Source organism: Rhizobium sp. BK377 (genome assembly GCF_014193935.1).
Taxonomy (GTDB): Bacteria; Pseudomonadota; Alphaproteobacteria; order Rhizobiales; family Rhizobiaceae; genus Rhizobium.
In genome coordinates, this window is record NZ_JACIAC010000005.1 from 61,454 (window position 1) to 87,214 (window position 25,761).

Annotated in this window: 31 protein-coding genes and 1 tRNA gene; 15 read left to right on the forward strand and 17 right to left on the reverse strand. The window is 59.4% G+C overall.

The annotated features are described in order from the left end of the window. Nucleotides 1-142 precede the first annotated feature (142 nt). Complete coding sequence (locus FHT92_RS19915; protein ID WP_183749595.1) at nucleotides 143-919, reverse strand: class I SAM-dependent methyltransferase; 777 nt, start codon at nucleotides 917-919, stop codon at nucleotides 143-145. Nucleotides 920-973: 54 nt separating this feature from the next. Between FHT92_RS19915 and gloB the strand changes: the two genes are divergently transcribed. After that, the gene (gloB, locus tag FHT92_RS19920; protein ID WP_183749594.1) at nucleotides 974-1,744 is read left to right on the forward strand and encodes a hydroxyacylglutathione hydrolase; all 771 of its coding nucleotides are present in this window, start codon (nucleotides 974-976) and stop codon (nucleotides 1,742-1,744) included. A gap of 2 nt (nucleotides 1,745-1,746) precedes the next feature. Continuing rightward, nucleotides 1,747-2,187, forward strand: coding sequence for a cupin domain-containing protein (locus FHT92_RS19925; RefSeq protein WP_183749593.1), 441 nt, complete (start codon nucleotides 1,747-1,749; stop codon nucleotides 2,185-2,187). Here FHT92_RS19925 and FHT92_RS19930 read toward each other — a convergent pair. Together FHT92_RS19930 and FHT92_RS19935 are read right to left on the reverse strand one after the other, a co-directional pair. Continuing rightward, the gene (locus FHT92_RS19930; RefSeq protein ID WP_183828621.1) at nucleotides 2,184-3,080 is read right to left on the reverse strand and encodes a DMT family transporter; all 897 of its coding nucleotides are present in this window, start codon (nucleotides 3,078-3,080) and stop codon (nucleotides 2,184-2,186) included. The two genes, FHT92_RS19925 and FHT92_RS19930, sit on opposite strands and share 4 nt — an antisense overlap. Nucleotides 3,081-3,114: 34 nt before the next feature. Then, on the reverse strand, nucleotides 3,115-3,897 hold the full coding sequence (locus tag FHT92_RS19935; RefSeq protein WP_183749591.1) for a DUF3108 domain-containing protein: 783 nt from the start codon (nucleotides 3,895-3,897) through the stop codon (nucleotides 3,115-3,117). Between the two features lie 241 nt (nucleotides 3,898-4,138). Here FHT92_RS19935 and rpmB point away from each other — a divergent pair, with 241 nt between their 5' ends. Both rpmB and FHT92_RS19945 read left to right on the forward strand, forming a co-directional pair. Continuing rightward, nucleotides 4,139-4,435 carry a 50S ribosomal protein L28 gene (gene rpmB / locus FHT92_RS19940; protein ID WP_007822210.1) on the forward strand — a complete coding sequence of 99 codons (297 nt, stop codon included), beginning with the start codon at nucleotides 4,139-4,141 and terminating at the stop codon, nucleotides 4,433-4,435. A 136-nt stretch (nucleotides 4,436-4,571) separates the two neighbouring features. Beyond that, nucleotides 4,572-5,207 (forward strand): VUT family protein, encoded by a 636-nt coding sequence (locus FHT92_RS19945; protein WP_183749590.1) that lies wholly within the window; start codon nucleotides 4,572-4,574, stop codon nucleotides 5,205-5,207. Between the two features lie 182 nt (nucleotides 5,208-5,389). Here the strand turns inward: FHT92_RS19945 and FHT92_RS19950 are convergent, their stop codons facing one another. The 5 genes from FHT92_RS19950 to FHT92_RS19970 form a co-directional block, all read right to left on the reverse strand. Next, on the reverse strand, nucleotides 5,390-5,950 hold the full coding sequence (locus tag FHT92_RS19950) for an AAA family ATPase (protein WP_183828624.1): 561 nt from the start codon (nucleotides 5,948-5,950) through the stop codon (nucleotides 5,390-5,392). Between the two features lie 75 nt (nucleotides 5,951-6,025). After that, nucleotides 6,026-7,024, reverse strand: a complete 999-nt coding sequence (locus FHT92_RS19955) for an esterase-like activity of phytase family protein (RefSeq protein WP_183749588.1) — start codon at nucleotides 7,022-7,024, stop codon at nucleotides 6,026-6,028. 22 nt (nucleotides 7,025-7,046) lie between these two features. Next, nucleotides 7,047-8,948, reverse strand: a complete 1,902-nt coding sequence (cobT, locus tag FHT92_RS19960) for a cobaltochelatase subunit CobT (RefSeq protein ID WP_183828627.1) — start codon at nucleotides 8,946-8,948, stop codon at nucleotides 7,047-7,049. A 12-nt stretch (nucleotides 8,949-8,960) separates the two neighbouring features. Continuing rightward, nucleotides 8,961-9,953 carry a cobaltochelatase subunit CobS gene (gene cobS / locus FHT92_RS19965; protein ID WP_183828629.1) on the reverse strand — a complete coding sequence of 331 codons (993 nt, stop codon included), beginning with the start codon at nucleotides 9,951-9,953 and terminating at the stop codon, nucleotides 8,961-8,963. A 313-nt stretch (nucleotides 9,954-10,266) separates the two neighbouring features. Then, a complete protein-coding gene (locus FHT92_RS19970; protein WP_007822228.1) occupies nucleotides 10,267-10,887 on the reverse strand; it encodes a J domain-containing protein in 621 nt (206 codons plus the stop codon). A gap of 105 nt (nucleotides 10,888-10,992) precedes the next feature. Here FHT92_RS19970 and FHT92_RS19975 point away from each other — a divergent pair, with 105 nt between their 5' ends. Then, nucleotides 10,993-11,274 (forward strand): BolA family transcriptional regulator, encoded by a 282-nt coding sequence (locus tag FHT92_RS19975; RefSeq protein ID WP_183829197.1) that lies wholly within the window; start codon nucleotides 10,993-10,995, stop codon nucleotides 11,272-11,274. A gap of 58 nt (nucleotides 11,275-11,332) precedes the next feature. Here the strand turns inward: FHT92_RS19975 and FHT92_RS19980 are convergent, their stop codons facing one another. Genes FHT92_RS19980 through FHT92_RS19995 form a run of 4 tightly spaced genes read right to left on the reverse strand, consistent with a single transcriptional unit; the run spans nucleotide 11,333 to nucleotide 14,898 of the window. Further along, a complete protein-coding gene (locus tag FHT92_RS19980; protein ID WP_183828632.1) occupies nucleotides 11,333-11,812 on the reverse strand; it encodes a DUF2938 domain-containing protein in 480 nt (159 codons plus the stop codon). A gap of 58 nt (nucleotides 11,813-11,870) precedes the next feature. Further along, a complete protein-coding gene (locus FHT92_RS19985) occupies nucleotides 11,871-13,181 on the reverse strand; it encodes an HlyC/CorC family transporter (RefSeq protein ID WP_183828635.1) in 1,311 nt (436 codons plus the stop codon). Further along, the gene (gene aroB, locus FHT92_RS19990) at nucleotides 13,181-14,311 is read right to left on the reverse strand and encodes a 3-dehydroquinate synthase (RefSeq protein ID WP_183828638.1); all 1,131 of its coding nucleotides are present in this window, start codon (nucleotides 14,309-14,311) and stop codon (nucleotides 13,181-13,183) included. The genes FHT92_RS19985 and aroB overlap by 1 nt, the downstream gene beginning before the upstream one ends. Continuing rightward, nucleotides 14,308-14,898, reverse strand: coding sequence for a shikimate kinase (locus FHT92_RS19995; protein WP_183749581.1), 591 nt, complete (start codon nucleotides 14,896-14,898; stop codon nucleotides 14,308-14,310). The genes aroB and FHT92_RS19995 overlap by 4 nt, the downstream gene beginning before the upstream one ends. A 146-nt stretch (nucleotides 14,899-15,044) precedes the next feature. Between FHT92_RS19995 and FHT92_RS20000 the strand changes: the two genes are divergently transcribed. From FHT92_RS20000 to FHT92_RS20020, 5 genes are all read left to right on the forward strand, one after another. Then, on the forward strand, nucleotides 15,045-15,221 hold the full coding sequence (locus tag FHT92_RS20000; RefSeq protein WP_007822234.1) for a hypothetical protein: 177 nt from the start codon (nucleotides 15,045-15,047) through the stop codon (nucleotides 15,219-15,221). Nucleotides 15,222-15,225: 4 nt separating this feature from the next. Further along, nucleotides 15,226-16,179: a site-specific tyrosine recombinase XerD gene (gene xerD / locus FHT92_RS20005; RefSeq protein WP_183828641.1), complete on the forward strand. Its 954-nt coding sequence runs from the start codon at nucleotides 15,226-15,228 to the stop codon at nucleotides 16,177-16,179. Between the two features lie 62 nt (nucleotides 16,180-16,241). Continuing rightward, nucleotides 16,242-17,195, forward strand: a complete 954-nt coding sequence (locus FHT92_RS20010) for an acetyl-CoA carboxylase carboxyltransferase subunit alpha (protein ID WP_183828644.1) — start codon at nucleotides 16,242-16,244, stop codon at nucleotides 17,193-17,195. Between the two features lie 192 nt (nucleotides 17,196-17,387). Continuing rightward, the gene (locus FHT92_RS20015) at nucleotides 17,388-18,614 is read left to right on the forward strand and encodes a murein L,D-transpeptidase family protein (protein ID WP_183749578.1); all 1,227 of its coding nucleotides are present in this window, start codon (nucleotides 17,388-17,390) and stop codon (nucleotides 18,612-18,614) included. 5 nt (nucleotides 18,615-18,619) lie between these two features. Next, nucleotides 18,620-18,844 carry a sulfurtransferase TusA family protein gene (locus FHT92_RS20020; RefSeq protein WP_183749577.1) on the forward strand — a complete coding sequence of 75 codons (225 nt, stop codon included), beginning with the start codon at nucleotides 18,620-18,622 and terminating at the stop codon, nucleotides 18,842-18,844. 3 nt (nucleotides 18,845-18,847) lie between these two features. Here the strand turns inward: FHT92_RS20020 and FHT92_RS20025 are convergent, their stop codons facing one another. Together FHT92_RS20025 and FHT92_RS20030 are read right to left on the reverse strand one after the other, a co-directional pair. Further along, a complete protein-coding gene (locus FHT92_RS20025; RefSeq protein WP_183828648.1) occupies nucleotides 18,848-19,999 on the reverse strand; it encodes a GTP-binding protein in 1,152 nt (383 codons plus the stop codon). 9 nt (nucleotides 20,000-20,008) lie between these two features. Further along, nucleotides 20,009-21,142, reverse strand: a complete 1,134-nt coding sequence (locus FHT92_RS20030; protein WP_183749575.1) for a D-alanyl-D-alanine carboxypeptidase family protein — start codon at nucleotides 21,140-21,142, stop codon at nucleotides 20,009-20,011. Nucleotides 21,143-21,297: 155 nt separating this feature from the next. On the opposite strand from FHT92_RS20030, the gene FHT92_RS20035 reads away from it, so the two are divergent. The 3 genes from FHT92_RS20035 (at nucleotide 21,298) to FHT92_RS20045 (ending at nucleotide 23,345) form a co-directional block, all read left to right on the forward strand. Next, nucleotides 21,298-22,461: a M20 aminoacylase family protein gene (locus FHT92_RS20035; protein WP_183828651.1), complete on the forward strand. Its 1,164-nt coding sequence runs from the start codon at nucleotides 21,298-21,300 to the stop codon at nucleotides 22,459-22,461. 72 nt (nucleotides 22,462-22,533) lie between these two features. After that, nucleotides 22,534-22,610: transfer RNA gene (locus FHT92_RS20040), tRNA-Arg, on the forward strand. Between the two features lie 225 nt (nucleotides 22,611-22,835). Beyond that, nucleotides 22,836-23,345, forward strand: a complete 510-nt coding sequence (locus FHT92_RS20045) for a hypothetical protein (RefSeq protein WP_183828654.1) — start codon at nucleotides 22,836-22,838, stop codon at nucleotides 23,343-23,345. A 17-nt stretch (nucleotides 23,346-23,362) separates the two neighbouring features. Here FHT92_RS20045 and FHT92_RS20050 read toward each other — a convergent pair whose 3' ends face one another. Next, the gene (locus FHT92_RS20050) at nucleotides 23,363-23,872 is read right to left on the reverse strand and encodes a DUF2937 family protein (protein ID WP_183828656.1); all 510 of its coding nucleotides are present in this window, start codon (nucleotides 23,870-23,872) and stop codon (nucleotides 23,363-23,365) included. Between the two features lie 144 nt (nucleotides 23,873-24,016). Here FHT92_RS20050 and FHT92_RS20055 point away from each other — a divergent pair, with 144 nt between their 5' ends. Together FHT92_RS20055 and FHT92_RS20060 are read left to right on the forward strand one after the other, a co-directional pair. Continuing rightward, complete coding sequence (locus FHT92_RS20055) at nucleotides 24,017-24,265, forward strand: hypothetical protein (RefSeq protein ID WP_183828659.1); 249 nt, start codon at nucleotides 24,017-24,019, stop codon at nucleotides 24,263-24,265. A gap of 104 nt (nucleotides 24,266-24,369) precedes the next feature. Next, the gene (locus FHT92_RS20060) at nucleotides 24,370-24,531 is read left to right on the forward strand and encodes a hypothetical protein (protein WP_183828662.1); all 162 of its coding nucleotides are present in this window, start codon (nucleotides 24,370-24,372) and stop codon (nucleotides 24,529-24,531) included. 216 nt (nucleotides 24,532-24,747) lie between these two features. On the opposite strand, the gene FHT92_RS20065 is transcribed toward FHT92_RS20060, so the two are convergent. Together FHT92_RS20065 and FHT92_RS20070 are read right to left on the reverse strand one after the other, a co-directional pair. After that, complete coding sequence (locus tag FHT92_RS20065) at nucleotides 24,748-25,038, reverse strand: BON domain-containing protein (protein ID WP_183828664.1); 291 nt, start codon at nucleotides 25,036-25,038, stop codon at nucleotides 24,748-24,750. A 56-nt stretch (nucleotides 25,039-25,094) separates the two neighbouring features. Next, nucleotides 25,095-25,742, reverse strand: a complete 648-nt coding sequence (locus FHT92_RS20070) for a hypothetical protein (RefSeq protein WP_183829200.1) — start codon at nucleotides 25,740-25,742, stop codon at nucleotides 25,095-25,097. Nucleotides 25,743-25,761 lie beyond the last annotated feature (19 nt).

Genomic DNA, 25,761 nt, shown 5'->3' on the forward strand with positions numbered 1-25,761 from the left:
AACGCTCATGGATCGACCTTGGAAACTGCCGGAAAGCCGGCGAAAGACTTGAGTGCAATTAAAGCGGAACGACGATTTTGTCGAGTGCTGCAAGCCTAGAGCATTTCCTGGTCAGATTGCAGCATTCTGACCAGGAAATGCTCTAGCGGCTGCGCGTCGTCGGCACGCCGTGCGGCGCAAGCACAGGCACAAAGACGCGGCGGGAGGCGCGGGCGGCGACCGGCAGGCCCTGGTAAAGCCGCTTCTGTGCCTCAACGATGATCACGCCGGAAAAAGCCGGCCAGAGCATGCGGCCGATCCGCTCGAAGCCGCGACGCAAGCGCAGCACGGCGCGCAGTTTCGATGGCGGGAAGAACAGAGCCTCGGCTGTGGCACCCGGCGTGAAATTGGTCTCCCGCAGCAGATGGGTCAGCTGGCCGCGGGAATATGGCCGACCGGAGCCGAAGGGCGTATGCTCCATGCGTGCCCAGACACCGCGGCGGTTCGGCACGACGATGATGAGCCGGCCGCCCGGCGCCAGTACCCGCCAGAGTTCCTTCAGCGTCTCGCGTGGACTTTCCGCAAATTCCAGCGAATGCACCATCAGGACGCGATCGATCGAAGAATCCGGCAGCGGCAGTTCCTCGTCAAAAATCAGCGCGGTGGAGGAAAGCGAGCCGACAGGCCAGTTAACCGCCCCCTGGCCGGCCGGCATAAAGGCGAAGGTGCGCTCCGTATCGGCCTGGAACCGGTCGAGGAAAGGCACGGAATAGCCGATGCCCACAAGCCGCTCCTGCGGCAATCGGACCCAAAGCGACGACAACGCCATGGCGATCGACTGCTCGGCCATGCGCCCCAGTTCGGAATGATAGAATTGGCGAAGATCGACGATATCGGCGTGCATTATTTCAAATGTTATCAGCGACCGGTTGGACTTCAAGGCCGGAACCTCTACATTCCCGGTCAGTTCGAGGGATAAGGGATTATTTGAGCGATGAAACCTTTGGAATTAGAAGTTTTTCTTTGCCGCAGCGACAATTTCGGCGTTCTGGTCCATGATACGGAGACTGGGCAGACTGCCTCGATCGATGCGCCCGATGCGGCAGCCGTCGAAGCCGCTGCTGCACGCCGCGGCTGGAACGTCACTCATATCTTCACGACCCACCACCACATCGACCACGTGGAAGGCAATCTGTCGTTGAAGGAACAGTATGGCCTTGAGATCATCGGCCCAGTTAATGAAGCCGTGGCAATCCCCGGCCTCGACAAGACGATGAGCGACGGCGACAGCTTCCTCTTCGGCGACCATACGGTGAACGTCATCGAAACGCCGGGCCATACTGCAGGCCATATCTGCTACCACTTTGCCGACGATAAGCTGCTTTTTGCCGCCGACACGCTCTTTGCGCTCGGCTGCGGCCGCTTGTTCGAACGACCTGCCGCCGACATGTGGCATTCGCTGCAGAAGCTTGCGGTCCTGCCGGATGAGACCGCTGTTTATTTCGGCCACGAATACACGCTCTCCAACGCCCGCTTCGCAGTCACCATCGACCCGGACAATGAGCGTCTGAAAAGCCGCGCTGCGGAAATCGAGGCACTACGCGCCGAAGGCAAGTTCACCATTCCGACAACGCTGGCGCTCGAAAAAGAAACCAATCCCTTTCTGCGCGCGGCCGATCCCGCTATCCGCCGCAACCTGCTGATGGAAGGCAAGACGAACGAAGAGGTCTTCGCTGAGATCCGTAAGCGCAAGGACAATTTTTAGGCATGGCCGGAAAAGAACTCACTTCCGAGGAGATCATTCGCGAACTCAGCATGCAGCCGCACCCCGAAGGCGGCTGGTATGTCCAGACCTTCCGCGACACGAATGGCGGGGAGCGCGGCCATTCGACGGCGATCTATTATCTGTTGGCCAAGGGCCAGCGCTCGCATTGGCATCGTGTACACGACGCGGCAGAGGTCTGGCACTACTATGCCGGCGCGCCGCTGGCTCTCCATCGCTCCGAAGATGGTGGCAGCAGCGAGACGCTGAAACTCGGGATGGATATTGCGGGCGGCGAGCGGCCGCAGGCGATCATCCCCGCCAACTGGTGGCAATCGGCTGAGACGCTGGGCGACTATACGCTGGTCGGTTGTACGGTGGCCCCTGGCTTTGAATTTTCCAAATTCGAGATGGCGCCACCGGGCTGGAAGCCCGGTATTAGCTAAGCCCGCTCAGCCTCGACCGTCTGCATCTGCGGCTTGCGGCGGAACATCTCCTGCGCTGCCAGCACTGCACCTCCAGTGATCAGGAGGCAGGCAAGCGCGATACGCCAGCTCGGCTCGGCAATGCCGAAAACGGTCAGGATTAGTGTCGACAGTAGCGGCGCGGCGTAACTTGCGGCACCCAGGATCTGGATGTCGCCGTTCTTGACCCCATGGTCCCACGCATAGAAGGCCGCGCCGACCGGAAAGAGACCGAGGCTGACCACGGCAAGCCATTCGAAGCCGGTCTCCGGCCAGACAGTCGTCTCCAGTCCCAGATGGCAGATCAGCGAAAGCACTGAGGTCGCAAGGCAAAAGCCAGTGACCACATCGGTCGAGACGGCATCGAAACGCCGCGTCAGCAGTGAATAGCCGGACCAGGTGAAGGCACAGAGGAAGGCCGCCCCATAACCGACGGCATAAGCGCCGTCGAAGTCGATTCCGTTGCGCCCGACAATCAGGGAGGTGCCGCAAAGACCCGCCAGTGCACCGATGATATGATACCAGCGCAGTCTCTCGCCGGGCAGCAGTGCCGAACCGACCACGATCAGCAGCGGCCACAGATAGGCAATCAAGCCCGCCTCGACGGCCGGTGCGTTTCTCAGCGCCGTGAAATAGAGGAAATGGTAGCCGAACAGGCCGGCAATACCGGTGATCCAGACTTTTGCCGGCTGCCTCAGGAGGGCGATGCGCGATGGGTTGAGGATAAGCACGAGAATGCCGGGAAGACTGCCAATGGCAAAGCAGATGGCCGAAAGCTGGAATGGCGGCATCTTGCCTGACGCAGCCGTAAAGAGCGCCAGGAACGACCACATCACAATGGCCGTAAAGCCGATCAACGTTGCCCGAAGTTTCACGCCGTCCCCCCTCGCGGAGACTGCGCAAGCTCCGTCAGCTGTTCACGCGGCCGTATTTCACAGCCGTGATCGTCACCGTACCGTATTCCGTGGGAATGCGGACGTAGACCGGAGCATATACATTTGCCGCCTCCGCCTTGGCAAACCAAATTTCCATGCGATTGCTCTTGCTGAGGTAGACGAGATCCTTGCGACCCTTCTTGTAACCGGAGCGCGGAATGAAGCGCACGCCGCAGACGATCGCCTTGCCCTTGAATCCATCGGTCGAAAAATCCTCATCGCCCTTCGGCGAAAGAACCAAGTCCATGCGCGTCTCGCCGTCGAAGATCGGGAGCTTCTGTGAGCAGACATTCGTATCACCGGTAAAGATGAGGCCCGAGATCGGGTCAAGCACGGAGCGCATATCGCCCTCTGTTACCGGAATCCACTCCTTCGGCCGGCGCGGCTCAGGCGTCGTGGTAGCCGACACGATGTTGCCGTTGCGGTAGCTCACCTCGTAAGTCCGCACCTTCTTGCCGGTCTTGTAATAGAGAACGTATTTCGCAGCTTGCAGCCGGTCGTTGCGCACCACGCCTGTGACACTGGTCTTGGCCAGGATATCGGTCACCAGATCGGCAAGACCGGCCGACTTGATATCTCCGTCAATATTGTAGCTACGATCGTCTTCGATCTTTGTCACGAAGGCTGCCCGCGCAATCGTCAGGCCGGCAAGGGCCACCTTATATTCGGTACGGTGCTGTACTTCACTCGCACCGGCCGGCAGGGCCAGAAGTGCCGCGAATGCCGAAACTAAAATCCGTCTGCCCAGATGAGCCATGGTGAGAGCCTTGTCTTGCCGGGCCGATTGCGCCCTTGCACTGCGGTCTATACTCCTGCAGCATTGCGAAGAAAACAGCAGCTTTTTGACAGAATTGCGGGAAAGGCCAAGGTTTGGCTTGACGCGCGCGACCGGTCTGACTATAGAACCGCAACTTTCCAATCATGGCCTGATGGATTGCGCAGCCGGTTGTTGCCGGATTGTCATTCAATGGCCCGAGAAAAACAAGAATAGGTGTTCCATGTCCCGCATGTGCGAATTGACCGGCAAGGCAGTCCTGACTGGTAACAATGTCAGCCATGCCAACAACAAGACCAAGCGCCGGTTCCTCCCGAACCTGTGCCAGGTTACGCTGATCTCCGACGCGCTCGGCCAGCGTTACCGTCTTCGCGTTTCGGCTGCTGCTCTTCGTTCCGTCGAGCATCGTGGCGGCCTCGATGCCTTCCTGCTGAAGGCAAACGAAGGCGAACTTTCGATGCGCGCCCGTCTGCTGCGTCGTCAGATCGTCAAGAAGACCGCTGAAGCCGCTGCTGCTTAAGCTTCGGCCTACGTTCTTCTGCAGCTTTGAAAGGCTTGCACGGATAACATCCGGTCAAGCCTTTTGCTTTGCCAGGCTGGCCCTCATTCCAGTCTGAAATTTTGCTCGAACTGGTGGCATCACCCAGGATAAAAAAATGCTGAAGACCCGCTATACGCTTGCCTATGTCGCCCTGATGACGCTCGTCGTCGTCGCCTCCAACTTCCTCGTCCAGTTTCCGCTGAACGCGACAGTTGCCGGCATCAATCTCGCCGACATTCTCACCTGGGGCGCCTTTTCCTATCCGATTGCCTTCCTGATCACCGACCTGACGAACCGCCAGTTCGGCCCGCAGGCTGCGCGTAAGGTGGTTTTCGCCGGCTTCGTCGTTGGTGTCGCCCTTTCCTTCTTTACCTCGGTTCCGCGTATCGCGATCGCCTCCGGCTCCGCCTATCTCGCCGGCCAGCTTCTCGATATCGCTGTCTTCAACCGCCTGCGCCGTCAGGCCTGGTGGCGCGCGCCGCTCGTAGGCTCGCTGATCGGCTCGGCGCTGGATACGGTGATGTTCTTCTCGCTCTCTTTCGCCGCCTTCTTCGTCTTCCTCGGCCCGAACGAACCCTTCGCACTGGAAAACGCGCCGATCTTCGGTGTCCTCTCGACGGAAGCTCCGCGCTGGATCTCCTGGGCACTCGGCGATTTCGCGGTAAAGATGCTTGTCGGCCTGGTGATGCTGCTGCCCTATGGCGCGCTCATGAACGTGCTGCGCCCCATGCAGTCGGCCGCTGCGCGGTAAAGACCATCTTACAATCCACCTCGGATCGGAATCTCTGAATTCCCCACCTTGCTCCTCACTTTGGATGGGATCATTTCTGGCTGAGCGACCCAGGAAAACGCTCTGACCATGAATGCTGGACGGACTGGCTGTAGACTTGCTGCAGCCAGTCCGCACAAGCCGTTGCGCACCGGCCGGAGATCTCACGACACCTGCGGGCGCCTTGCAATGACCGCCGGATGGCTCAGCACCTCCGCAACGAGTTCTCCTACAGGCCGTGATGAATCGAGCCGCAGGATTGGCTTCGTCAGCGTCTTCAGCCACTCCTCATGTCCAACGAGACTTCGGCGTTCCGGTCCCGCCGTATCGTAACTCTCTGCCCATTCCATGAATTCGCGGCTTTTCACCGCCATGTCGCCACCAGGCCTGATCCTGTGGCCGTATCGCTCTTCCTCGCGCCTGCGGATGCGCTCCATACGCGCGACGGGATCGATCCTCAGAAAGACCACCAGATCGTAAAGCGGCTCGAATTCCGAGCCCCATTTCATTGCCGAGCCAGAAAGCACCCAACCGGCATGGGGCAACGCTTCCTGCCTGAGCATCGCGATACGCGCCCCAACCTCGCGCTGCGTCGTGAAGGGCGGATCAGTCGGCATCCAGAAGAAATGATCGGTATCGAGATGACGGATGCCGAGCAACTCGGCCAGGGCCAGGCCAAGCGTGGTCGTGCCGGAGCCCGACGCTCCCGTGATGTGGATGTGCATGAGACGCTCTCAAAGGCTTATGTCGAAAGGGACGGTCCGCATAGCGCAGAGTTATGACACCCGTTCGACGGCCGCTCAATCGAGCAGCCGGAACTCCAGCATCAGATTGCGCTGCAGGATGGAGTGATTGTCGTCAGACACCAGGATGACATGCGTCGTGCCATCGGCCGCCTGGAAGGCATCGAACCCTTCCATATTGTCGATATTGTAATTGAAATTACCCTCGACGAGCAGTTCCCCATTCACAACGGCGCCAGGTTTGATATCCGCCTCTTTGATACGGCGGATGCGCAAGCCGATGCCTTCGGCCATATTGAAGCGTCGCTCTAGCAGCAGCAGGTCGCCATCCGGCAGGAAGGCACCGTCAGTCACATCGAAGCTGCCATCCTTCTCGACCGTGAACTGCCCCTTCAGCGGCCCATCCAGTATAGCCGCAAGCCGGTTGCCGTCCTCGTCGAGGCTGCGCTCCGCCACGATTACGGGCGCGCCTTTCAACGGGCTCGAGGCGGGGGCCACAACAACGGTTTCAATTCCACGGTTTGACCGCATCTCGTCACGTGGAATCAGGATCCCGACCGTCGACAGGGATCGCGAGTCGAGAAAACCGGGATCCGGATAGACGTCGACGCGATGATACTGTTCGAAAGAGACAAGAATCCGGTCGCCATCCAGCGCGAGGCCTTCGGCATCCATATGCCCCTTACCCTCATAGGTCCGGCCAACCCGATCCCGCATCGGGGTAATTTCGACACCGGAAAGACTGGACAGCCTGCCCTTGGCATCGCGCTCGATGCTGCCCGTCAGCCAGTGCCCGGTATCGAGAACGCCGACGAAATTCTTGCCGTCAGGGCGCATGCGGATGGAGGAAAGCGAGCCAAAGAGCGAATTGCTCGATACCATCTCCAGCCCACCGATAAACTCCAGCGGGCCGAAACGGGTTTCGTCCCGACCGATATGGAAATCCGAAATCTTGCGGCTGATGATCTTCGCAGGCTCGCCCGCATGAGCGCTTGAGAACCCTGTCGCAAGGCCGAGAGCGACCAGAGCGGCGCGAGACAGGTTTTCAAACGCCATATGGAGCTTCTCCAGGACGGTATCAGCCAGCGCGGCGCAGACGGCCACCGCGCGGCTGTGCGGCATGATCCTCAAACAATTCGGCAAGCTGCTCGGTCATGGCGCCGGCGAGCTCATCCGCATCGACGATCGTCACGGCGCGGCGATAGTAACGCGTCACGTCATGGCCAATTCCGATTGCCAGAAGCTCGACCGGAGAACGCGTCTCGATCTGCTCGATCACGGCACGCAAATGCCGCTCCAGATAATTGCCCGGATTGACCGACAGCGTGGAATCATCGACCGGCGCACCATCCGAAATCATCATCAGGATACGACGCTGCTCACGGCGCGCCAGCAGGCGATTATGCGCCCAGATCAGCGCCTCGCCATCGATGTTTTCTTTCAGCAGGCCTTCGCGCATCATCAGGCCGAGATTGGTGCGCGCGCGCCGCCATGGAGCATCGGCCGACTTGTAGACGATGTGGCGCAGGTCGTTGAGACGGCCGGGTGTCTGTGGCTTGCCATTCGCAAGCCAGTTCTCGCGTGCCTGACCGCCCTTCCAGGCCTTCGTCGTGAAGCCGAGGATTTCCACCTTGACGCCGCAGCGCTCCAGCGTGCGCGCCAGAATATCGGCGCAGGTCGCGGCAACAGTGATCGGCCGGCCCCGCATGGAGCCGGAATTGTCGATCAGCAATGTCACGACCGTATCGCGGAACTGCGTGTCGCGCTCCATCTTGAAGGAGAGAGGCTGCGTCGGATCGATGATAATGCGCTGCAGGCGGGCCGTATCGAGATAACCTTCCTCGAGATCGAAATCCCAGGAACGGTTCTGCTGTGCCATCAGCTTGCGCTGCAGACGGTTGGCAAGACGACCGACAGCGCCCTGCAGGTGCGCCAGCTGCTTGTCGAGGAAGGCACGCAGGCGCTCCAGTTCGGCGGCATCGCACAGCTCTTCGGCCGTGATGATTTCGTCGAATTCCTCCGTATAGACGTGGTAATCGACCTTCTCGTTGAAATCGGCAAACGGCGTGTTCGGACGGCGGGTTTCGCCAGGCGTCTCGGAATCGTCCTCGCCTTCTTCCATCATGTCGTCGTCGGAGATCTCGGCGCCTTCGGTTTCGCCGTCCTCCATCTGCTCGTCAGCGACTTCGCTGTCTTCGACCGGTGCGGCATCGCTGCCGGCATCCTCGTCGATCTCGTCCTCGTTCTGCTCGTCGCCTGTCGGCTGATCATCATCGCTGGACTGGTCGTCGTCATCCGGATTGCTGTCGTCGTCTCCATATTCCTCGGCCATTTCCATGGCCGACAGCATATTGCGGATGACCTTCGAGAAAGCCTGCTGGTCGTTGATGACACCGGAGAGATTATCGAGCTCGCTGCCGGCCTTGTCTTCGATGAAGGAACGCCACAGGTCGAGAACTTTTCCGGCCGACGCCGGCGGCTTCTGACCGGTGAGCTTCTCGCGCACCATCATCGCAACGGCTTCGCCGATCGGCGCATCTTCCTGCCGTTCGATAACGGTAAAATTCGCCTTGGCGTATTTCTCCTCGGTCATGGAACGCAGGTTGGCAGCCATGCCTTCCATGCGCAGCGAACCGATCGATTCCACCCGCGCCTGCTCGACGGCGTCGAAGATCGCCCGGGCATCCGAGCCTTGCGGCGCCATACTGGAATGGACCTTCTCGTCGTGGCAGGCGATACGCAGTGCCATGGAATCGCCAAGACCGCGCGTCACCGCCAGCTCATGCGCCGTCGGGCGCTTGGAAAGCTCCGGCAGACGAATGCGCTCGCCCGTCATGCCGGGACGCTCATTGGCGAAAGCTACCTCGACTTGGTCATCGCCCGCGATTGCGCGCACGCAGCCGGTTATCGCCCGCCGCAACGGCTCGACATCGACGGGCGCACCGGGCTTTGCTTTCGAATTGTCACCACGAGATGCCATGATCGACTGGCCTTAAGCCCCCAGAACGATGTTGGCAGCGCTTTCCTTGAGTTCCACGCCGAAGGCGCGCTGATAGTGCTCGGCCACCAGAGGACGCTCCAGCTCATCGCACTTGTTGAGGAAGGTGACGCGGAAGGCGAAGGCGATATCGCCGAAAATCTCGGCATTCTCGGCCCAGGTGATGACGGTACGCGGGCTCATGACGGTCGAAAGATCGCCATTCATGAACGAAGCGCGCGTCAGATCGGCAACGCGGACCATCTTGGAAACTGTATCGCGGCCTTCCTTGTCCTTGCCGAAGCTCTTCACCTTGGCAGCGACGATATTCACTTCGTGGTCGTGCGGCAGATAGTTCAGCGTCGAGACGATCGACCAGCGGTCCATCTGTGCCTGGTTGATCTGCTGCGTGCCGTGATAGAGGCCTGTCGTATCTCCAAGACCGATGGTGTTGGCGGTTGCAAACAGGCGGAAGGCCGGGTGAGGACGGATGACACGGCTCTGGTCGAGCAGCGTTAGCCGGCCGGAGGATTCCAGAACGCGCTGGATGACGAACATCACGTCCGGGCGGCCGGCATCATATTCGTCGAAGACAAGCGCGACATTGTGCTGATAGGCCCAGGGCAGGATGCCGTCCTTGAATTCGGTGACCTGCAGCCCGTCCTTGACGACGATCGCATCCTTGCCGACGAGATCGATACGGCTGACATGGCTGTCGAGGTTGATACGCACGCAAGGCCAGTTGAGGCGCGCGGCAACCTGCTCGATATGCGAAGACTTACCCGTGCCGTGGTAGCCGGAGATCATCACACGTCGATTATGGGCAAAGCCGGCGAGGATCGCGAGCGTCGTCTCGCGGTCGAAGAGATAGTCGGGATCGAGATCCGGAACATAGGCGTCGCCCTTGCTGTAAGCGGGCACACGAATGTCGGAATCGATGCCGAAGACCTCCCGGACCGAAACGGTGGTGTCGGGCAGTTCGGAAATATCAAGGTCAATCTTGCTCATCATGTCTCCAAGGCGGGTGACGGCCACCCGACCACACTATCTCAGCCATTGCGCGACCATGGCGCCGCAGTATCGTTTCCGCGTTCTCCAAGGGTCGGAACGTCGGCGATACTTCTCCGGGACTGAAACGAAACCTCGGCGGGATAATGACCGCTGGCGAGCATTCTTGAAAGAGTCCCGGACAAGAAACGCAGCGTCCGGAAGGTCGGCAGAGGCGATGTCGGGAAAACGCACAAATATATATGCCGCGGTTGCCTGCGGCCTCAGCCGATGTGGACCATACCCGATTGAAGCTTAAGAGCAAGGACGGGAATTAACAAAAACCGTTCTGCTTCAATAATTGATAGGCCTGGATGACGGCGCGGAAACGCTCTTCCGAGCCGCGATCGCCGCCATTCGCATCGGGGTGATGCTTCTTGACCAGTTCCTTGTACTTGCTCTTGATCTCCGCCGAAGTGGCGTTCGCTGCAAGTCCCATCGTATCGAAAGCCTTGGCCTCCAGCGATTTCAGCTTGCGGGCCTGCGGAAAGCGCGGGCCGCTGCCCTTGCCGCCACCTTCCTTCACGAAACCGAACGGATCACGCACGCGCGAATAGGCGCCGGAGCGGACCTCGGCATGCAGCGGGCTATTTTTGGCATCCTTGTTGACGCCGACCGTCCAGGTGGGGCGATGACCGGTGATCGCCTCCTTCTGGTAGCGTGCAATTTCGCCGTCCGAGAGGCCGGAGAAATAATTATATCCCTTGTTGTAGTCCTTGACGTGCTCGAAACAGAACAAGAAGAACTGGCCTTCCGCATTACGTCCGACAGGAGCGCGATGCGTGCCTTTTTTGTCGCAGCCGTCCCACTGACAGCTTGGAGGCGCCTGTTCGGGCTCCTGCTCTCGCCTGCGGCGCGTTCGGATGCGATCGAAATATTTGGAATCAAGTCTCATGGCGGCGCTAATTATGGGGCTGCTGACTGACGACAACAAGAATTGACAAACGGGAATGTTGCTGGCTTGGTGGAAACCTTTTTCGTGAATTCAAAAGACCCGGTGATGACACTCCAGAGCAGCATCGAAGAGAAGCTCAAAGAGGCATTTGCGCCCGAACGCCTCTCCGTGATCAACGAGAGCCATCTGCACGCCGGTCACCAGCCGGACATCACGGGCACCGGCGAGACGCATATGCGCGTTCGTATCGTCTCTGCAAAATTCGTCGGCATGTCGCGGCTGCAACGGCATAAGGCGATCACCGACCTCTTGAAGCCCGAGTTGGACGCCGGGCTTCACGCACTGGCCGTCGAGCCGTCAGCGCCGGACGAACCGACGCGCTGGTAGCGCTTGCTTTTGATGCAATTCCGGGCGCAAATCGCCGCGCGCTTTTGCTGGAATTGCTCTAGCGGATAATGAGCGCCGTTGCGTAAAGCCCGAAGCCGAAGACGGTATGGGCGAGCAGATTGAGCACACGGGCCTTCGTGGGATTCGGCGTCTTCGATGCCGCCCAGCCGAGGCCGAGGCCCGGTTGCATCAGAAACCAACCCGCGCCGACGGTGACGATGCCTAGGATCCAGGCCGGCAGGAAAGTCGGCGCAGCAAACCAGGCCGGGCCGACGAAGATCGCCAGCAGGATGCCGTAGAGGATTCCGACCGCATAGTGGCCGATCCAGCCGAGCGCCAGCTCGCTGGCGTAGGGCGCGGCATCAGCGATATTATCATGAAAGACCTTGCCCTTGCCGAGGTGCCAGAACCAGCGTCCGGCCGGCGCCCAGTTTGGCGACGGCGTCACGCCGAGCTTTGCGAGCAGGATCGCCCAGATATCCATGAGGACTGTCGCCCCGATGCCGATGGCGACGGATCGCCAGAGAATGTCGAACATGTCAGTTCCTCTAGGATGAGCCGGCGCACGGAAATGGTGCCGGTAACGGAAATCTTGTTCAGGCGGGTTTAGTCTCGTCTTCCTCAGCGGGACGGATGCGCAGCTTGGTGATGCGGTTTTTCTCCCGCTTCATGACGACGAAGCGCTTGCCGTAGAAGGTGAAGGCCTGCCGCTCTTCGGGAATGGTCATCGATTCATGGATGACGAGACCGGCGATCGTCGTCGCTTCTTCATCCGGCAGGTTCCAGTCGAGCGCACGATTGAGATCGCGGATCGGCACGCCGCCATCGACGACGATGGAACCGTCGGCCTCCTGTCGTACGCCCTGCATGTCGATATCATGCTCGTCCGAGATGTCGCCGACGATCTCTTCGAGAATATCCTCGAGCGTAACGATGCCCTGCACCTCACCATATTCGTCTACGACAACGGCGAAATGCTGTTTGCGGCGCAGAAAGGCATTGAGCTGATCTTCGAGTTTGGTGCTGTCGGGCACGAACCAGGGCTTCTGGGCGATCTTCACGATATCGAGCTGCTGTGGCTCCATGTTCGGCTCGGCGAGCGCCCTGAGCAGATCCTTGGCGTGCACGACACCGATGATGTTGTCGATCGTACCGCGCCACAGCGGCATACGCGTATAGGGACTTTCGAGGATCGCCCGAACCACTGACTCCGGCGGATCGTCGGCATTGATCGCGCGCATCGCCGTCCGGTGGACCATGATATCGGAAAGCTCGAGCTCACCCAGATCGAGCACACCGCCGAGGCGGTCGCGGTCCGCCTTCACCACCGAGCCTTCGCGATGCAACAGGTCGACAGCGCCTCGCAACTCTTCGTGTGCCGACAGCATCGAAACTTCGCGCGACAGATTGATTCCGAAAAGGCCGAGGATCCGGCGAACGATACCATTGACGAAGGAAGAAATCGGACCGACCACGGCGACGAATATCCGCGTCGGTATCGCAACGGTGAGGGCAAAACGCTCCGGCGTCGAGATCGCCCAACTTTTCGGCAGGACTTCCGCGAAGATGACCAGGATAATGGTCATGGCAAGAGTTGCCAGCGCCACACCGGAATTGCCGAAGATTCCCAGAAACACGCTTGTAGCCAGCGACGACGACAGGATGTTGGCGAGATTGTTGCCGATCAGCAGCGCACCGATCAGCCTGTCACGACGCTCGATGAGGGTTCTGACGAGACCGGCACGCTCATCGCCATTGGCTTCCAGCGTATGGATCCGGCTTCTCGAAACAGCGGTCAGCGCGGTTTCGGATCCCGAAAAGAAGGCAGACATCAATACCAGGGCCGCGATCGAAATGATCTCCGGCCAGTAGACCGATAAAAACGCCAGGGTGCCCTCGACTGACATCAGGGATGTTTTTCCTTGAGAAAGCTGATCACTTCGGAAGCCGGCACGTCATCGGCGACGAAAGACTGGCCGATGCCACGGGTGAGAATGAAGGTGAGCTTGCCGCCCTTGACCTTCTTGTCCTGCGCGATCGCATCCATCAGCACTTCGGCCGGCGGGAGGATCCCTGGGATCTCCGACATGCGTGTCGGCAGGCCGACGGCCTTCAGGTGCGCCTCGACACGGCGGGCGTCGTCGGGGCTTGCAAGGTTCATACGCGCCGAAAATTCATGCGCCAGCACCATGCCGATCGAAACGCCTTCACCATGGACCAGCCGGCTGCTGTCATAGGCGGTCGCGGCCTCCAGCGCATGGCCGAAGGTGTGGCCGAGATTGAGCAGCGCCCGCTGGCCGTTTTCCCGCTCGTCGGCAACCACGACATCTGCCTTGGCTTGGCAACTCACCGCAATCGCTTCGATACGAGCCGAGCCACCGGCAAAGACCGCCTGCCAGTTGTTCTCCAGCCAGGCGAAGAAATCCGGCTTGTCGATCAGGCCATACTTGGCGACTTCGGCATAACCGGCGCGGAATTCGCGTTCGCTCAGGGAATTCAGGACATCGGTATCGGCAAGAACCAGATCCGGCTGATGGAACACACCGATGAGATTCTTGCCGTGGCGGCTATTGATGCCGGTCTTGCCGCCGACGGAGGAATCAACCTGGGAGAGCAGCGAGGTCGGCACCTGTACGAAACGCACACCACGCCTGACGATGCCGGCGGCAAAACCCGAGAGGTCGCCCATGACGCCGCCACCGAGCGCGATGACGTAGTCGTTGCGTTCAACGCGGGCTTCCAGAACCTTATCACAGACATTGATCAAATGCTCGAAACTCTTGGTCTTCTCGCCGGCCGGCAAGACGACTGACGCCGAGGCGATGCCTGCAGCATCCAGACTTGCCTTCAAGGCATCGAGATAAAGCGGTGCCACATGCTCGTCGGTGACGATCGCGGCCTTGCGGCCCTTGATCCGCGAGGCGATCTCACTGCCGGCACGTGCGATCAGCCCCGGCCCGATCATAATATCATAGGCTCGCTCGCCAAGCGGCACATGCACCTTGCGGACGGCGGAAGCTGACGTGATCGTGTTCATGATACTGCACTTTCTTTCTGAGCCTCGACCACGGCTCTCAGCACTTCATCGGCCATGACTTCCTTACGCACATCGCGCGAAAGCACCGTGAGATCGGCCTCCGCATAAACGGGGTAGCGGGCATTCATCAGATTTTCGAGCGTCTGCTTCGGGTTTTCGGTCTTCAGCAGCGGACGTGTATCGCGCTTATTGACCCGATCCCAGAGCACGTCGAGATCTGCCTTCAGCCAGACCGAAAGGCCGCCCTTCTTGATATGCTTGCGCGTGCGGGCATTGATGAAGGCGCCGCCACCGGTAGAGACGACACGCGGGCCGCCCTTCAGCAGACGCTTCATCACCCGAGCTTCGAGCGCCCGAAACTCTTCTTCCCCATAAGCGGCGAAAAGCTCGGTGATCGTCATGCGCGAGACGCGCTCGATTTCTATATCGCTGTCGATGAAGGGAATGCCGAGCTGGTGCGCAACGAGGCGACCGACCGAGGATTTTCCGGCTCCCATGAGGCCGACGAGGATGAGATTGCGTGAACCGAGCGCGGCGCGAGCTCTATCTCTCAGGCTGTCTGCAACGGAAACTGGGGGTTCACTCATCGGTCCATTCACACTTTGTTTGCAAACGGTATCGACAAATGCGGGTGTAGCGTCAAGTCGCGGGCAAGGGAATCATGGTCTCACTGCGCCTTCTTGCACTTGCAAACATGCTTCTTATAACAGAAGCAGTTCTAAGGAGTAGCCGGATGCCGAGCCTGATCCGTTTCCTGTCCGTCCTGGCGGTCATTGCCGGATTGATCTATGGAGCGATGTGGGCGCTCGTCACCTTCGTCGAGCCGCAGGAGCGGGATGTGACGATCCGCATCCCTTCCGAGCGGGTAAACCCGCCCTCGACAGGCACCATCAACACCACGAAGAAGTGACGCGATGAAGGACCTCGGCCGCGTCCATGTGGAGTCATTCCTGGAAATGATGAGTGCCGAGCGGGGTGCTGCAGTCAATACGCTGCAATCCTACGAACGCGATCTGGACGACCTGCGCTCCTTCCTGCACGGCCGCAGCATCCGCCTGACAGAGGCGGCATCCGGCGATCTCGGCGCTTATCTTGGCTCGCTGTCCGCGCAGGGTTTCAAGCCTTCCTCGCAGGCCCGCCGCCTTGCCGCCATGCGCCAGTTCTACAAGTTCCTCTATGCCGAGGGCCTACGCACCGACGATCCGACCAGCATTCTCGACGCACCGAAGAAGGGCCGCTCCCTGCCGAAGACGATGGGCGTCAATGAAGTGACCAAGCTGCTTACTCAGGCAGAAACCGAGGCCGCTGACCCTGCCGCCGGCCAGCTTTACCGCATGCGCATGCTGGCACTGCTGGAACTGCTCTATGCCACGGGTATGCGTGTCAGCGAGCTCGTCTCGCTTCCCGCCCGCGTTCTCGATCAGGAAGGCCGTTTCCTGATGATCCGCGGCAAGGGCAACAAGGAGCGGCTGGTACCGCTTTCCCAATCGGCAATTGCCGCGCTGAAAGCCTACGGCCGTATGCTGGCGGCCGAAAACGCCGCATCAAAACAGCCCCAGGACAGCCCCTGGCTATTCCCCGCTGCCTCGAAGGAAGGCTACCTCCCGCGACAGGTCTTCGCCCGAGATCTCAAGACTTTGGCGATCCGCGCAGGCCTGACGCCTTCCATGATTTCTCCGCATGTCATGCGACACGCCTTCGCGAGCCACCTTCTGGCTAATGGCGCGGACCTGCGCGTGGTTCAGGAACTTCTCGGCCATCAGGACATTTCGACGACACAAATCTATACGCATGTTCTGGAAGAACGGCTCCTGCAACTCGTCCATACGCACCACCCCCTTGCAAAACAGGCGAAAAAGCACGAATAGGACCGGCGACAAGGGACGGAACCAGGAAACTGCCCCGCGCACAAGGAACGGAAACGCACCTCATGCACAACTATCTCGACTTCGAAAAGCCGATCTCCGACCTCGAAGGTAAGATCATCGAGCTTAAGAAGCTGGCGACGGAAGACGAAAGCATCGACACCTCCGACGAAGTCGGCAGGCTCGAAGTCCGCGTCCGCGAGGCAATCGTCGAGATCTATTCGAAGCTCAACGCCTGGCAGAAGACGCAGGTCGCGCGCCACCCGCAGCGTCCGCATTTCGTCGATTATGCCAAGACGCTCTTCCAGGAATTCACGCCGCTTGCCGGCGACCGCAAGTTTTCCGAGGATGCCGCCATCCAGGCTGGTCTTGCCCGCTTCCGCGGCCAGCCGGTCGCCGTCATCGGCCAGGAAAAGGGCAACGACACCAAGAGCCGCCTGAAGCACAATTTCGGCAGCGCCCGTCCCGAAGGCTACCGCAAGGCGATCCGCATCCTCGAAATGGCCGATCGTTTCCAGCTTCCGGTCATCACGCTCGTCGATACCGCAGGCGCCTATCCGGGTGTCGGCGCCGAAGAACGCGGTCAGGCCGAGGCCATCGCCCGTTCGACCGAAATGTGCCTCGCCGTCAAGGTGCCGCTGATCTCGATCGTCATTGGCGAAGGCGGCTCGGGCGGCGCGATCGCGATCGCCACCGGCAACCGCGTCTACATGCTCGAACATTCGATCTACAGCGTCATCTCGCCGGAAGGTGCCGCCTCGATTCTCTGGCGCGATTCCACCCGCGCCAAGGAAGCGGCGACCAACATGAAGATCACTGCCGAAGACCTGAAGGGGCTCGGCGTCATCGACGGCATCATCCCCGAACCGCTCGGCGGCGCACACCGTGATCCCGACAGCGTCATCGCCGCGACGGGCGACGTCATCGCCAATGCGCTGGCCGAAATGGCTTCCCGCTCCGGCGAACAGTTGCGCAACGACCGCCGCCAGAAATTCCTCGCCATGGGCCGCAATCTGTAAGTTCCACAAACCGGCGCAGCCGATTGGGGCCAAATCTTGGCCACAATAATGTTATCTGTAACATTGCGCTTGCAGGACACGTCCGCGCAAGTCATAGGCTGGTAAGGATTTATCAAGTATAAGCCGCCTATGATTCCGCGCTACGCCGGTTTCCATAAGCGGGTTGGGTCGCATTTTTGATGGGCTGATTGAATGCGCATACGTCATTTTGCCTATGTTTCACTCATGGCGCTGGCTCTGACCGGCTGCAATGACGCATTGGAATCGGCTCAAGGCATCGACCTTTCGACCGTCAAGAACAAGGTGGAACAGCCGCTTCCCGCCCATATCCTTGCCGACATGTCGGCCAAGGGCATGGACCGCAACTCGCCGATCATGATCCGCATCTTCAAGGAAGAAGGTGCGCTGGAAGTCTGGAAGGCGAAGACGGACAACCGGTTTGAGAAGATCGCCGGCTACAAGATCTGCGCCTGGTCCGGCAAGCTCGGTCCGAAGGTCAAGACCGGCGATCGGCAGGCGCCGGAAGGCTTCTACAACCTGAGCCGCGCCAACCTGAATCCCAATTCCAAATATTATCTGGCAATCAATACCGGTTTTCCGAACCGCTATGACGCCGTCAACGGCCGCACTGGCAGCGATCTGATGATCCACGGTGCCTGCTCATCCTCCGGCTGCTATTCCATGACCGATCAGCAGGTTCTGGAAATCTACGCCTTTGCCCGTGACGCCTTCAAGGGCGGCCAGGAGAGCGTCCAGCTTCAGGCCTTCCCCTTCCGCATGACGGCCGAGAACATGGTCAAGCACCGCCTCGACCCAAACTATGATTTCTGGAAGATGCTGAAGGTCGGCTACGACAATTTCGAAGTCACCAAGCGCCCGCCGGAAGTGAACGTCTGCGAGAAGAAATACGTCTTCAACCAGCAGGCCATCAACGGCGGCAGCTTCAATCCGGCCGGCGCGTGCCCGGCCATGTCGACGCCGCCAGCGCTGACAGCCGCTCTCGCTTCGTACGGCAAGACCTATGATGCCGAATACCAGGCGGCCCTGAAAAAATATGACGGGCTTGCCTGGTACGACCCGACGGAAGCAGAACGTAAGGCTGTCGTCGCCAAGCTGCGCAAGGGCCGCGAACTCGCCTATGCTCCAACCGGCACGTCGCTTGAGGCCGGCCGCATGGTCAAGGTTGCCGAACTCGAAGACATGCTGGCCAATCAGGCCGCAAAGAGCGTGACTGCAAAGACCGCAGCTGCCGCTACGCCGACGACGCAGGCTCAGGCTGCGACCGTTGCCGCAGCGCTGCCAGCCAATATTCCGGTGCCGATGCAAAACCCGCTGGCCTATGCCGCGCCTGAACCCGCGCCGCAGGAAACCGCCGACGCCACCAAGAAGCCGTTCTGGAAGTTTTGGGCCAGGAACTGATCGGCTTGGACGCCGTTCTCTATGATCTGCGCGGGCTGAAATGCCCACTTCCCGTCATCAAGACGCGCAAGAAGCTGAGGTCTATGCCGAGCGGCGCAACGATCCTCGTCGATACCAGCGATCCGCTTGCCGTCATCGACATCCCGCATTTCTGCAATGAAGACGGCCACGAGCTTATCAGCACCGAAAAGACCGAGCGCGGCCACCGTTTCCTGATCCGCAAGGGATGATCGTCAGATCCGCATGCCCGGAATGGCGAGCGGATTGTCGCTGAGGGCTGCCCGATCCGGCGCATCGATCCGCGGCTTGCCCACGAACGCGTCGAAAAGATCCTTCACGAAAGCCTCAGGCAGATCCTTGGTGATCAGCACCATGCGCGTGCGCCGGTCCTCGGAATCCGGCCAGGCTGGAAGCCGAACCGGCGGATGAAAGATGCTCTGAACGCCATGTAACACCAGCGGTCGCTCCGGCCGGTCGGACGTCGCGATGATCGCCTTCATGCGCAAGAGCTTTTCCCCATGCGCCGAACGCAGGAGATCGATGAACATTTCGAGCGCCACGGGATCGATAGGCTTCTCTTCGATGATCGAGAAGGAGCGGATCGAAGCATCGTGACGGTTGACGTCGTGCGGGTCCTGATGTTCGTGGCCGTGATGGTGGTGATGCCCATGATCATGATCGTGGCCATGCTGGTGATGATGGTGCCCCTTGTGCTCTTCCTCATCATGCAGCCAACGGCGGACATCGGCGATTTTTGTACCGGGATCATAAAGCCCGTTGACGAAAATACGCGCCGAGCCTGCCGCATCGCTGTCGGCATCCATGATGGCGGCGCGCGGATTGAGGCCATGCAGACGTGCCATCAGTGCATCCGTATCGCCGGCTATGTTCCGTTTCGAAACGATCAGCCGATCGGCAACAGCCGCCTGCTTGCGCGCCTCCTCATGATTGTCGAGTGTCTGCAGGCCATTCACGGCATCGACAACAGTGACCACACCATCCAGCTCGAAATTCTGCGCGATGACAGGATTGCCCATGATCGCCTGCATGACAGGAGCCGGGTCGGCAAGGCCGGTGGTTTCGATGACCACGCGCTTAACCGGCTTCACGCGGCCCGTCTGCACCGCATCCATGAGGTTTGCCAGCGTGTCGACCAGTTCTCCGCGCACGGTGCAGCAGAGGCAGCCATCGGAGAGCTCGATGATGGAATCGCCTGAGCTTTCGACCAGCAGATGGTCGATACCAACATCGCCGAATTCATTGATGATGACGGCTGCATCCTTCATGGCGGGATCTTTGAGGATGCGATTCAGCAGCGTCGACTTTCCGGCGCCGAGAAAGCCGGTCAGGATGGTGACCGGAATCTTGTCGCTAAACGTGCTCATGGTTTTTCCTTAGAAGGATGTCGGCCGCGGAAGCGGAACCGGTACGTTGGCGAGTGCTTCGACTGCATCGCCCTTGGCAGACTTGTCGTTCTGGGCGACCGGCTGCGCATCCTGGCCCGGAATGAGGCCCGCGAACACGAATTGCGGCTCATGATCCATCTCGTGGATATAGGGTGACTGCACCTTCATGCGGCCAACCTCGTCGCGCGTTTCGCTACGCACTTTTGCGCCCTTTGCGCTGCAGATATCGGCCGTGATGTCATTCACCTGGTCCTGCCCGGGACCGTAAGGCTTCAGCGAGCCCAGCGTATCGTTCGCCGCAAATTGCGTGGTAAAGCCCTTCTGGAGCAGATTTGCGGTGGCGTCGGCGCGGGCCGCCAGGCTGTCGGTACCGAGAACGACCGACACCAGCGTACGACCGTTACGTGTCGCAGAACCGATCTGATTGAAGCCAGACGCGCAGATGAAGCCGGTCTTCATGCCATCGGCGCCAGCAAAGCGGCCGATCAGCATGTTGATGTTCGGAACGTTCTGCTTGCCGGTCGTAAAACCTTCCAGCGAGAAATAGCCGGCATATTGCGGGAAGTCGCGGCGCAGCGCCACCGTCAGAATCGCAAGGTCGCGGGCCGTTGTATATTGCCCGTTGCCCGGCAGGCCGTTCGGATTGACAAAATGCGAATCCGTCATGCCGAGCTTCGCCGCCTCGGAATTCATACGCACGACGAAAGCTTCCTGGGTGCCGCCGACCGCTTCCGCAACGGCAACGGCGATGTCATTGGCCGACTTCACCATCAGGATCTTCAACGCGCTGTCGAGCGTGAATTTCTGGCCCGGCTTGAAACCCATCTTTGCCGGCGGCGCAGACGCGGCCCGCTTGCTCATGACAACGGGGGTGTCGAGACTGATCTGGCCGGATCGGATCGCATCGAAAACCGTATAGACAGTCATCAGTTTGGTGAGCGAAGCCGGATACCACTTGCGGAAGGCTTCTTCATGCTCCAGCACGCGGCCGGTCTGCACGTCGACGAGAATATGCGGATTGGCGTGAGCAAGTGTAACGGACGAGACAAGAACCGCCGTTGCTGTCGCTATAAAAGAAAAGGGCCGCAAAGCGGCGAACAAACGATCGTGGCGCGTCGACAAGTGCTCGTCCTTCAGGGAATTATCTCGAAACCTTCCCCTATTTACCCTATATGGCTATGACATGGCAAAGGTCATTGACTAAGTTATTTCCAAGGCATCACGCCCCGTGATGCTTTCAGACAGGCCCCACGCATTTCACTCACAGGAAGCCAAGAATGCCGATTCTGAATAGAGCCGCCGAACTTCAGGACGAAGTCGCAGAGTGGCGCCGCCATATCCATGCACGGCCGGAACTTCTTTTCGCAGTCGAAAATACGGCCGCCTTCGTTGCTGAAAAGCTTAAAGAATTCGGCGTCGACGAAATCGTCACCGGCATCGGCCGCACCGGCGTTGTCGGTCTCATCAAGGGCAAAGGCGACGGCAGCCGCACGGTGGGCCTGCGCGCCGATATGGATGCCCTGCCGCTCACCGAAATCACCGGCAAACCCTGGGCATCGAAAACACCTGGCAAGATGCATGCCTGCGGTCATGATGGCCATACGGCCATGCTGCTGGGTGCAGCGAAATATCTCGCAGAGACCCGCAACTTCAATGGCAATGTCGCTGTGATCTTTCAGCCCGCCGAAGAAGGCGGCGGCGGCGGCAACCTGATGGTCAAGGACGGCATGATGGAGCGCTTCGGCATTGAAGAGGTTTACGGCATGCACAATCTCCCGGGTCTGCCCGTCGGCCAGTTCGCCACCCGCAAAGGCCCTATCATGGCGGCGACCGACGAGTTCACCGTCACCATCAAGGGCCGCGGCGGCCATGCGGCCCAGCCGCACCGTACGATCGATCCTATCGCCATCGGCGCACAGATTGTCACAAACCTGCAACTGATCGCCTCGCGCAGCGTCAACCCGCTGCGCTCGGTCGTGGTCTCCGTCACCAAGTTCAATGCCGGCTTCGCCCATAACGTCATACCCAATGACGCAACCTTCGCCGGCACGATCCGCACGCTGGATGACAAGGTGCGCGCCCAAGCCGAAGCACGCCTGCGCCAAGTGGTCGATGGCATCTGCCTCGCCCATGGCGCGGAAGCCGATATCAACTTCCACCGCAACTACCCCGTCACCTTCAACCATGCGGATGAAACGGAGCACGCCGTCGCCATCGCCGGCGACATAGCCGGCGAAGCCAACGTCAATCCTGAGGTCGATCCGATGATGGGCGGCGAGGATTTCTCCTACATGCTGAACGCTCGCCCCGGCGCCTTCATCTTCATCGGCAATGGCGACACTGCCGGTCTGCATAACCCCGCCTACGACTTCAACGACGATGCAATCGCCCACGGTATTTCTTATTGGGTGCGCCTCGCCGAACAGCGCCTCGGCGCCTGAAGCGAAACGACATTGGATATACTGAAAGGGCTTGGCTTAACGCCAAGCCTTTTGTATGCATGGCATCCAAGTGGTCCCGTAGCTCAGCAGGATAGAGCACCAGATTCCTAATCTGGGGGTCGCGCGTTCGAATCGCGCCGGGATCACCATTAATTTCAAGCGCCTAGCCCAGATCATCTGCCCCAGTATCGCATTAACGTTGCAGTTAGGTTGCCTGCATTTCCCGGTGATTCCCTGCAATATCGGCGATATCCATGCGACACAGAGAAAAATTCTGGCGCGCAGCTGCGATGATGAACAGAATCCGCGTCAGTCAAGCCGATTCGCCGCGGTTGATCTTTGCCGCAAAATCAACTGAGAGCCTATAAAAAGCCATGCTGGAGATTATCAAAGGATCAAGAGATTACCTGGAAGCGGCCTACTTTCTTTCACAAGTGGCCCTTTTTGTCGTGGCAATTGCGGCGGCTCGCTTCGCCTATAATCAAGTGAAAACAGCCGGCAACCTGGAGCTCGTTAAGCTCTTGCAGGAACCAAGGATTCAAGCAGCTAGAACGCGCGTCATCCTCGATTTAGCCGACAAGTCATTTGAAGAATGGAATGGGGATGATTGGGCTGCGGCAAGAGATGTTGCGGCCAGCTACGATATCGCCGGATTGCTGCTTCAAAGACGCTTCGCGCTCCGGCAGATGTTCATTCCAAGTTACGCAAGTAGCATTCAGAAGTGCTATCAGATCTTGGAGCCATACCGAAAAGAGATTTTGAAGCGAACGAATGGAGATGAGGGCTATTTCCGAGGCTTTGACTGGTTGAACGCTAAAGCCGAGAAAATCCATCTCCTTCCTCCTCACAAGCCGCCGGTGACTTCGGAAGAAACTGCGCGATAGTTCCGCGCGAGAGCCTCTTACCGATAAGCAGGTTGCCATCGGGCCGCGTGCTTTACGCCCTTCCCAAACAGCGCCGCGACGATCCACCCGCCACAGAAGCCGATCGCTGCCCAGACGAGGCCGGCGAAGCTTACGGGGACCCCGGGCACGAAGTCACGCCATGTATTGGCAAGTATCCCTTCATCAGCGCTGCCCATGAGAATGAGGGGCTTGGCGACCGGCGTCGCGCTGCCTAGATCCGATTGCTGGGTGACGAGACGCTCATAGCGCTCCAGCGTACCGCGCATCGAAAGGCCGCGATCGCGTAGGAAGTCGTCGGTAGAACGGGCATAGACCTCGAGTGCTTGCTGACGATCGAGATGATGGTCGGCCGCCTGTTTCGTGAAGTCGTCGACGATGATTTTGAGCTCATCGATTGCCCCACCGATGCGCTGGCGATATTGCTGGGCGAATTCCGGCGCCTGCGAGAAAAGCGTGCCGCCGGCAAGTCCGACGGCCAGTGTGACGGCCCTTCCGATTTGTCCCATGACGATGTCTCCGGCTTCTTCGACACGAGAACGATTTCGGGCGGGCAAAGGTTGCCATCGACATAATTGGTAACGCTATGTGATTGAACTGACTGCGCTTCGTTCGAGTTCATCTCCCGACCAACTTAGAAAGAGAGGCTAGTCATGAAGAATATCGCCATCGCTTCCGCATGTGTTGCGGCTACCATTCTCGCAGGTGCTCTTCCTACCCAGGCTGCCAGTGTAACCATCACAACCGACAACGACGGATACGGATATGACCGCATGATGGAGCGTCCCTACTACCGCCGCCACCTGCCGCCGCGCCGCGTCTCGCATGATTGTTTTACCCGCACGGAACGCTTCCATAGGCACGGCCATATCGTGATCGAAAAGACCCGGGTCTGCCGCTAAGGCATGAAAACCCTGGCTGGAGACCAGCCAGGGTTTGCTGTTCTGAAACACGAGGAACTTCGGAATTTCCCCCGCGTTTTAACGGAAAAACAGGAGTGTCCGTCATGCGTATTCGAATGACCCTCCTTGCAATTGGCTGTGCAATCGCCGGCAGCCTGCTGCTAGCCATCAGCTACCAGCCTCATGGCTCGGTCACGACGCCGAAGACCGATCGGCTTGTCGGTGAAAAAGCCCCCGCCGATTTCCTGACCGAGCGCTTCGGCTGATCAGCTGAGCCATGGCTTGAAGTGGGGAGCCGGATGCGCAGCTCCATCGGAGGATTACAGCAATGGAATGGGCGCGGTTTTCGCCAGACCATCAGTGGCGATTGAGCGTCGAAAGACAAATGCGCCGTCTGCCTCATAAGGACCGATCTGCAGCCCCAACATCGAGGAGCCGATGCCGTTATACTGAATAGCGGAAGTCGAATGTTTGTTTAATGGCTAATGCCGAACGTCGCTCATCGAACCCGCAAGCAAAATGCGGTTTCGAACCGTGTGCACGCCCTCAACTGCTCTGGCGATGACAGTTGCCCGCTCGATTTCATCGACTGTACCGACACTGCCGCTCAAAACGATCTCGTCGCCTTCGGCCGTAACCTCGACATCGGCGGCATCTATACCACCGGCGACAGCCAGCGCATTTGCAACCGCAGCTTCCAACGTCGCGCGATTGGCATATTCGGCCTCAGCTTCTGGCTGATGGCCATGAAATGTCTGTTCCTTGAAGACCATCGTTCTGTCCTCCTTGCTGGTGGGAAGAAACGCATCTGACGGGGCTTTGGTTTCGCTTACCAGTGAAGCTGATAATTCAAATTCACATTTCCCGTCCGCCCCGTCGAAAGCGGATCGGACACGGACGCGCTGAGTCCGAGATTAGGCAGGATATTCTGGTTGACGCCAACGGTGCTGGAAAAATCGCCATTGGTATCACTGATGCTGCTGCCGGCAGAGATAGATGTGCCGGTCCACGGATAGATCAGCTTGACCGCCTGCGAAGCCGACACCGTCGCCTGCCGCGCATCGACCGCGTTGTAACCGAGGCTTACCGTGCGCGTCGTCTGCATGTCGAGCGAGTCGGAGAGTATCCAACTGCGCGAGCGGCTAAGCATAAGCGCACCGCTGCCGCGCAACGTGTCGACCTGCAGCGTCACATCCTGCTGCGCACGGCTGGCCGGCGTAACGCTAACCTTCTGCAGCTTGCCCCAGAGCATCGCCTGGCCGGAATCCGGCAGAGGTGTCCCGTTCTTGTTCGAGGCCAGCGCGAGATCTGCGCCGGCGCTCGTCTCCCATTCCATCGGCAGGCGGAACCCCACCGTTGTTTTGTAGGAGCGGGCGGACACCTTCACCGGCGACCAGATCACCAGATCATCCGCAAATACCGGATTGGCCAGAGGCAGAAGGGCAAAAACAAAGCATGCAATCTTTATTTTCGTCATAATGTCGCACCGTTTGAAC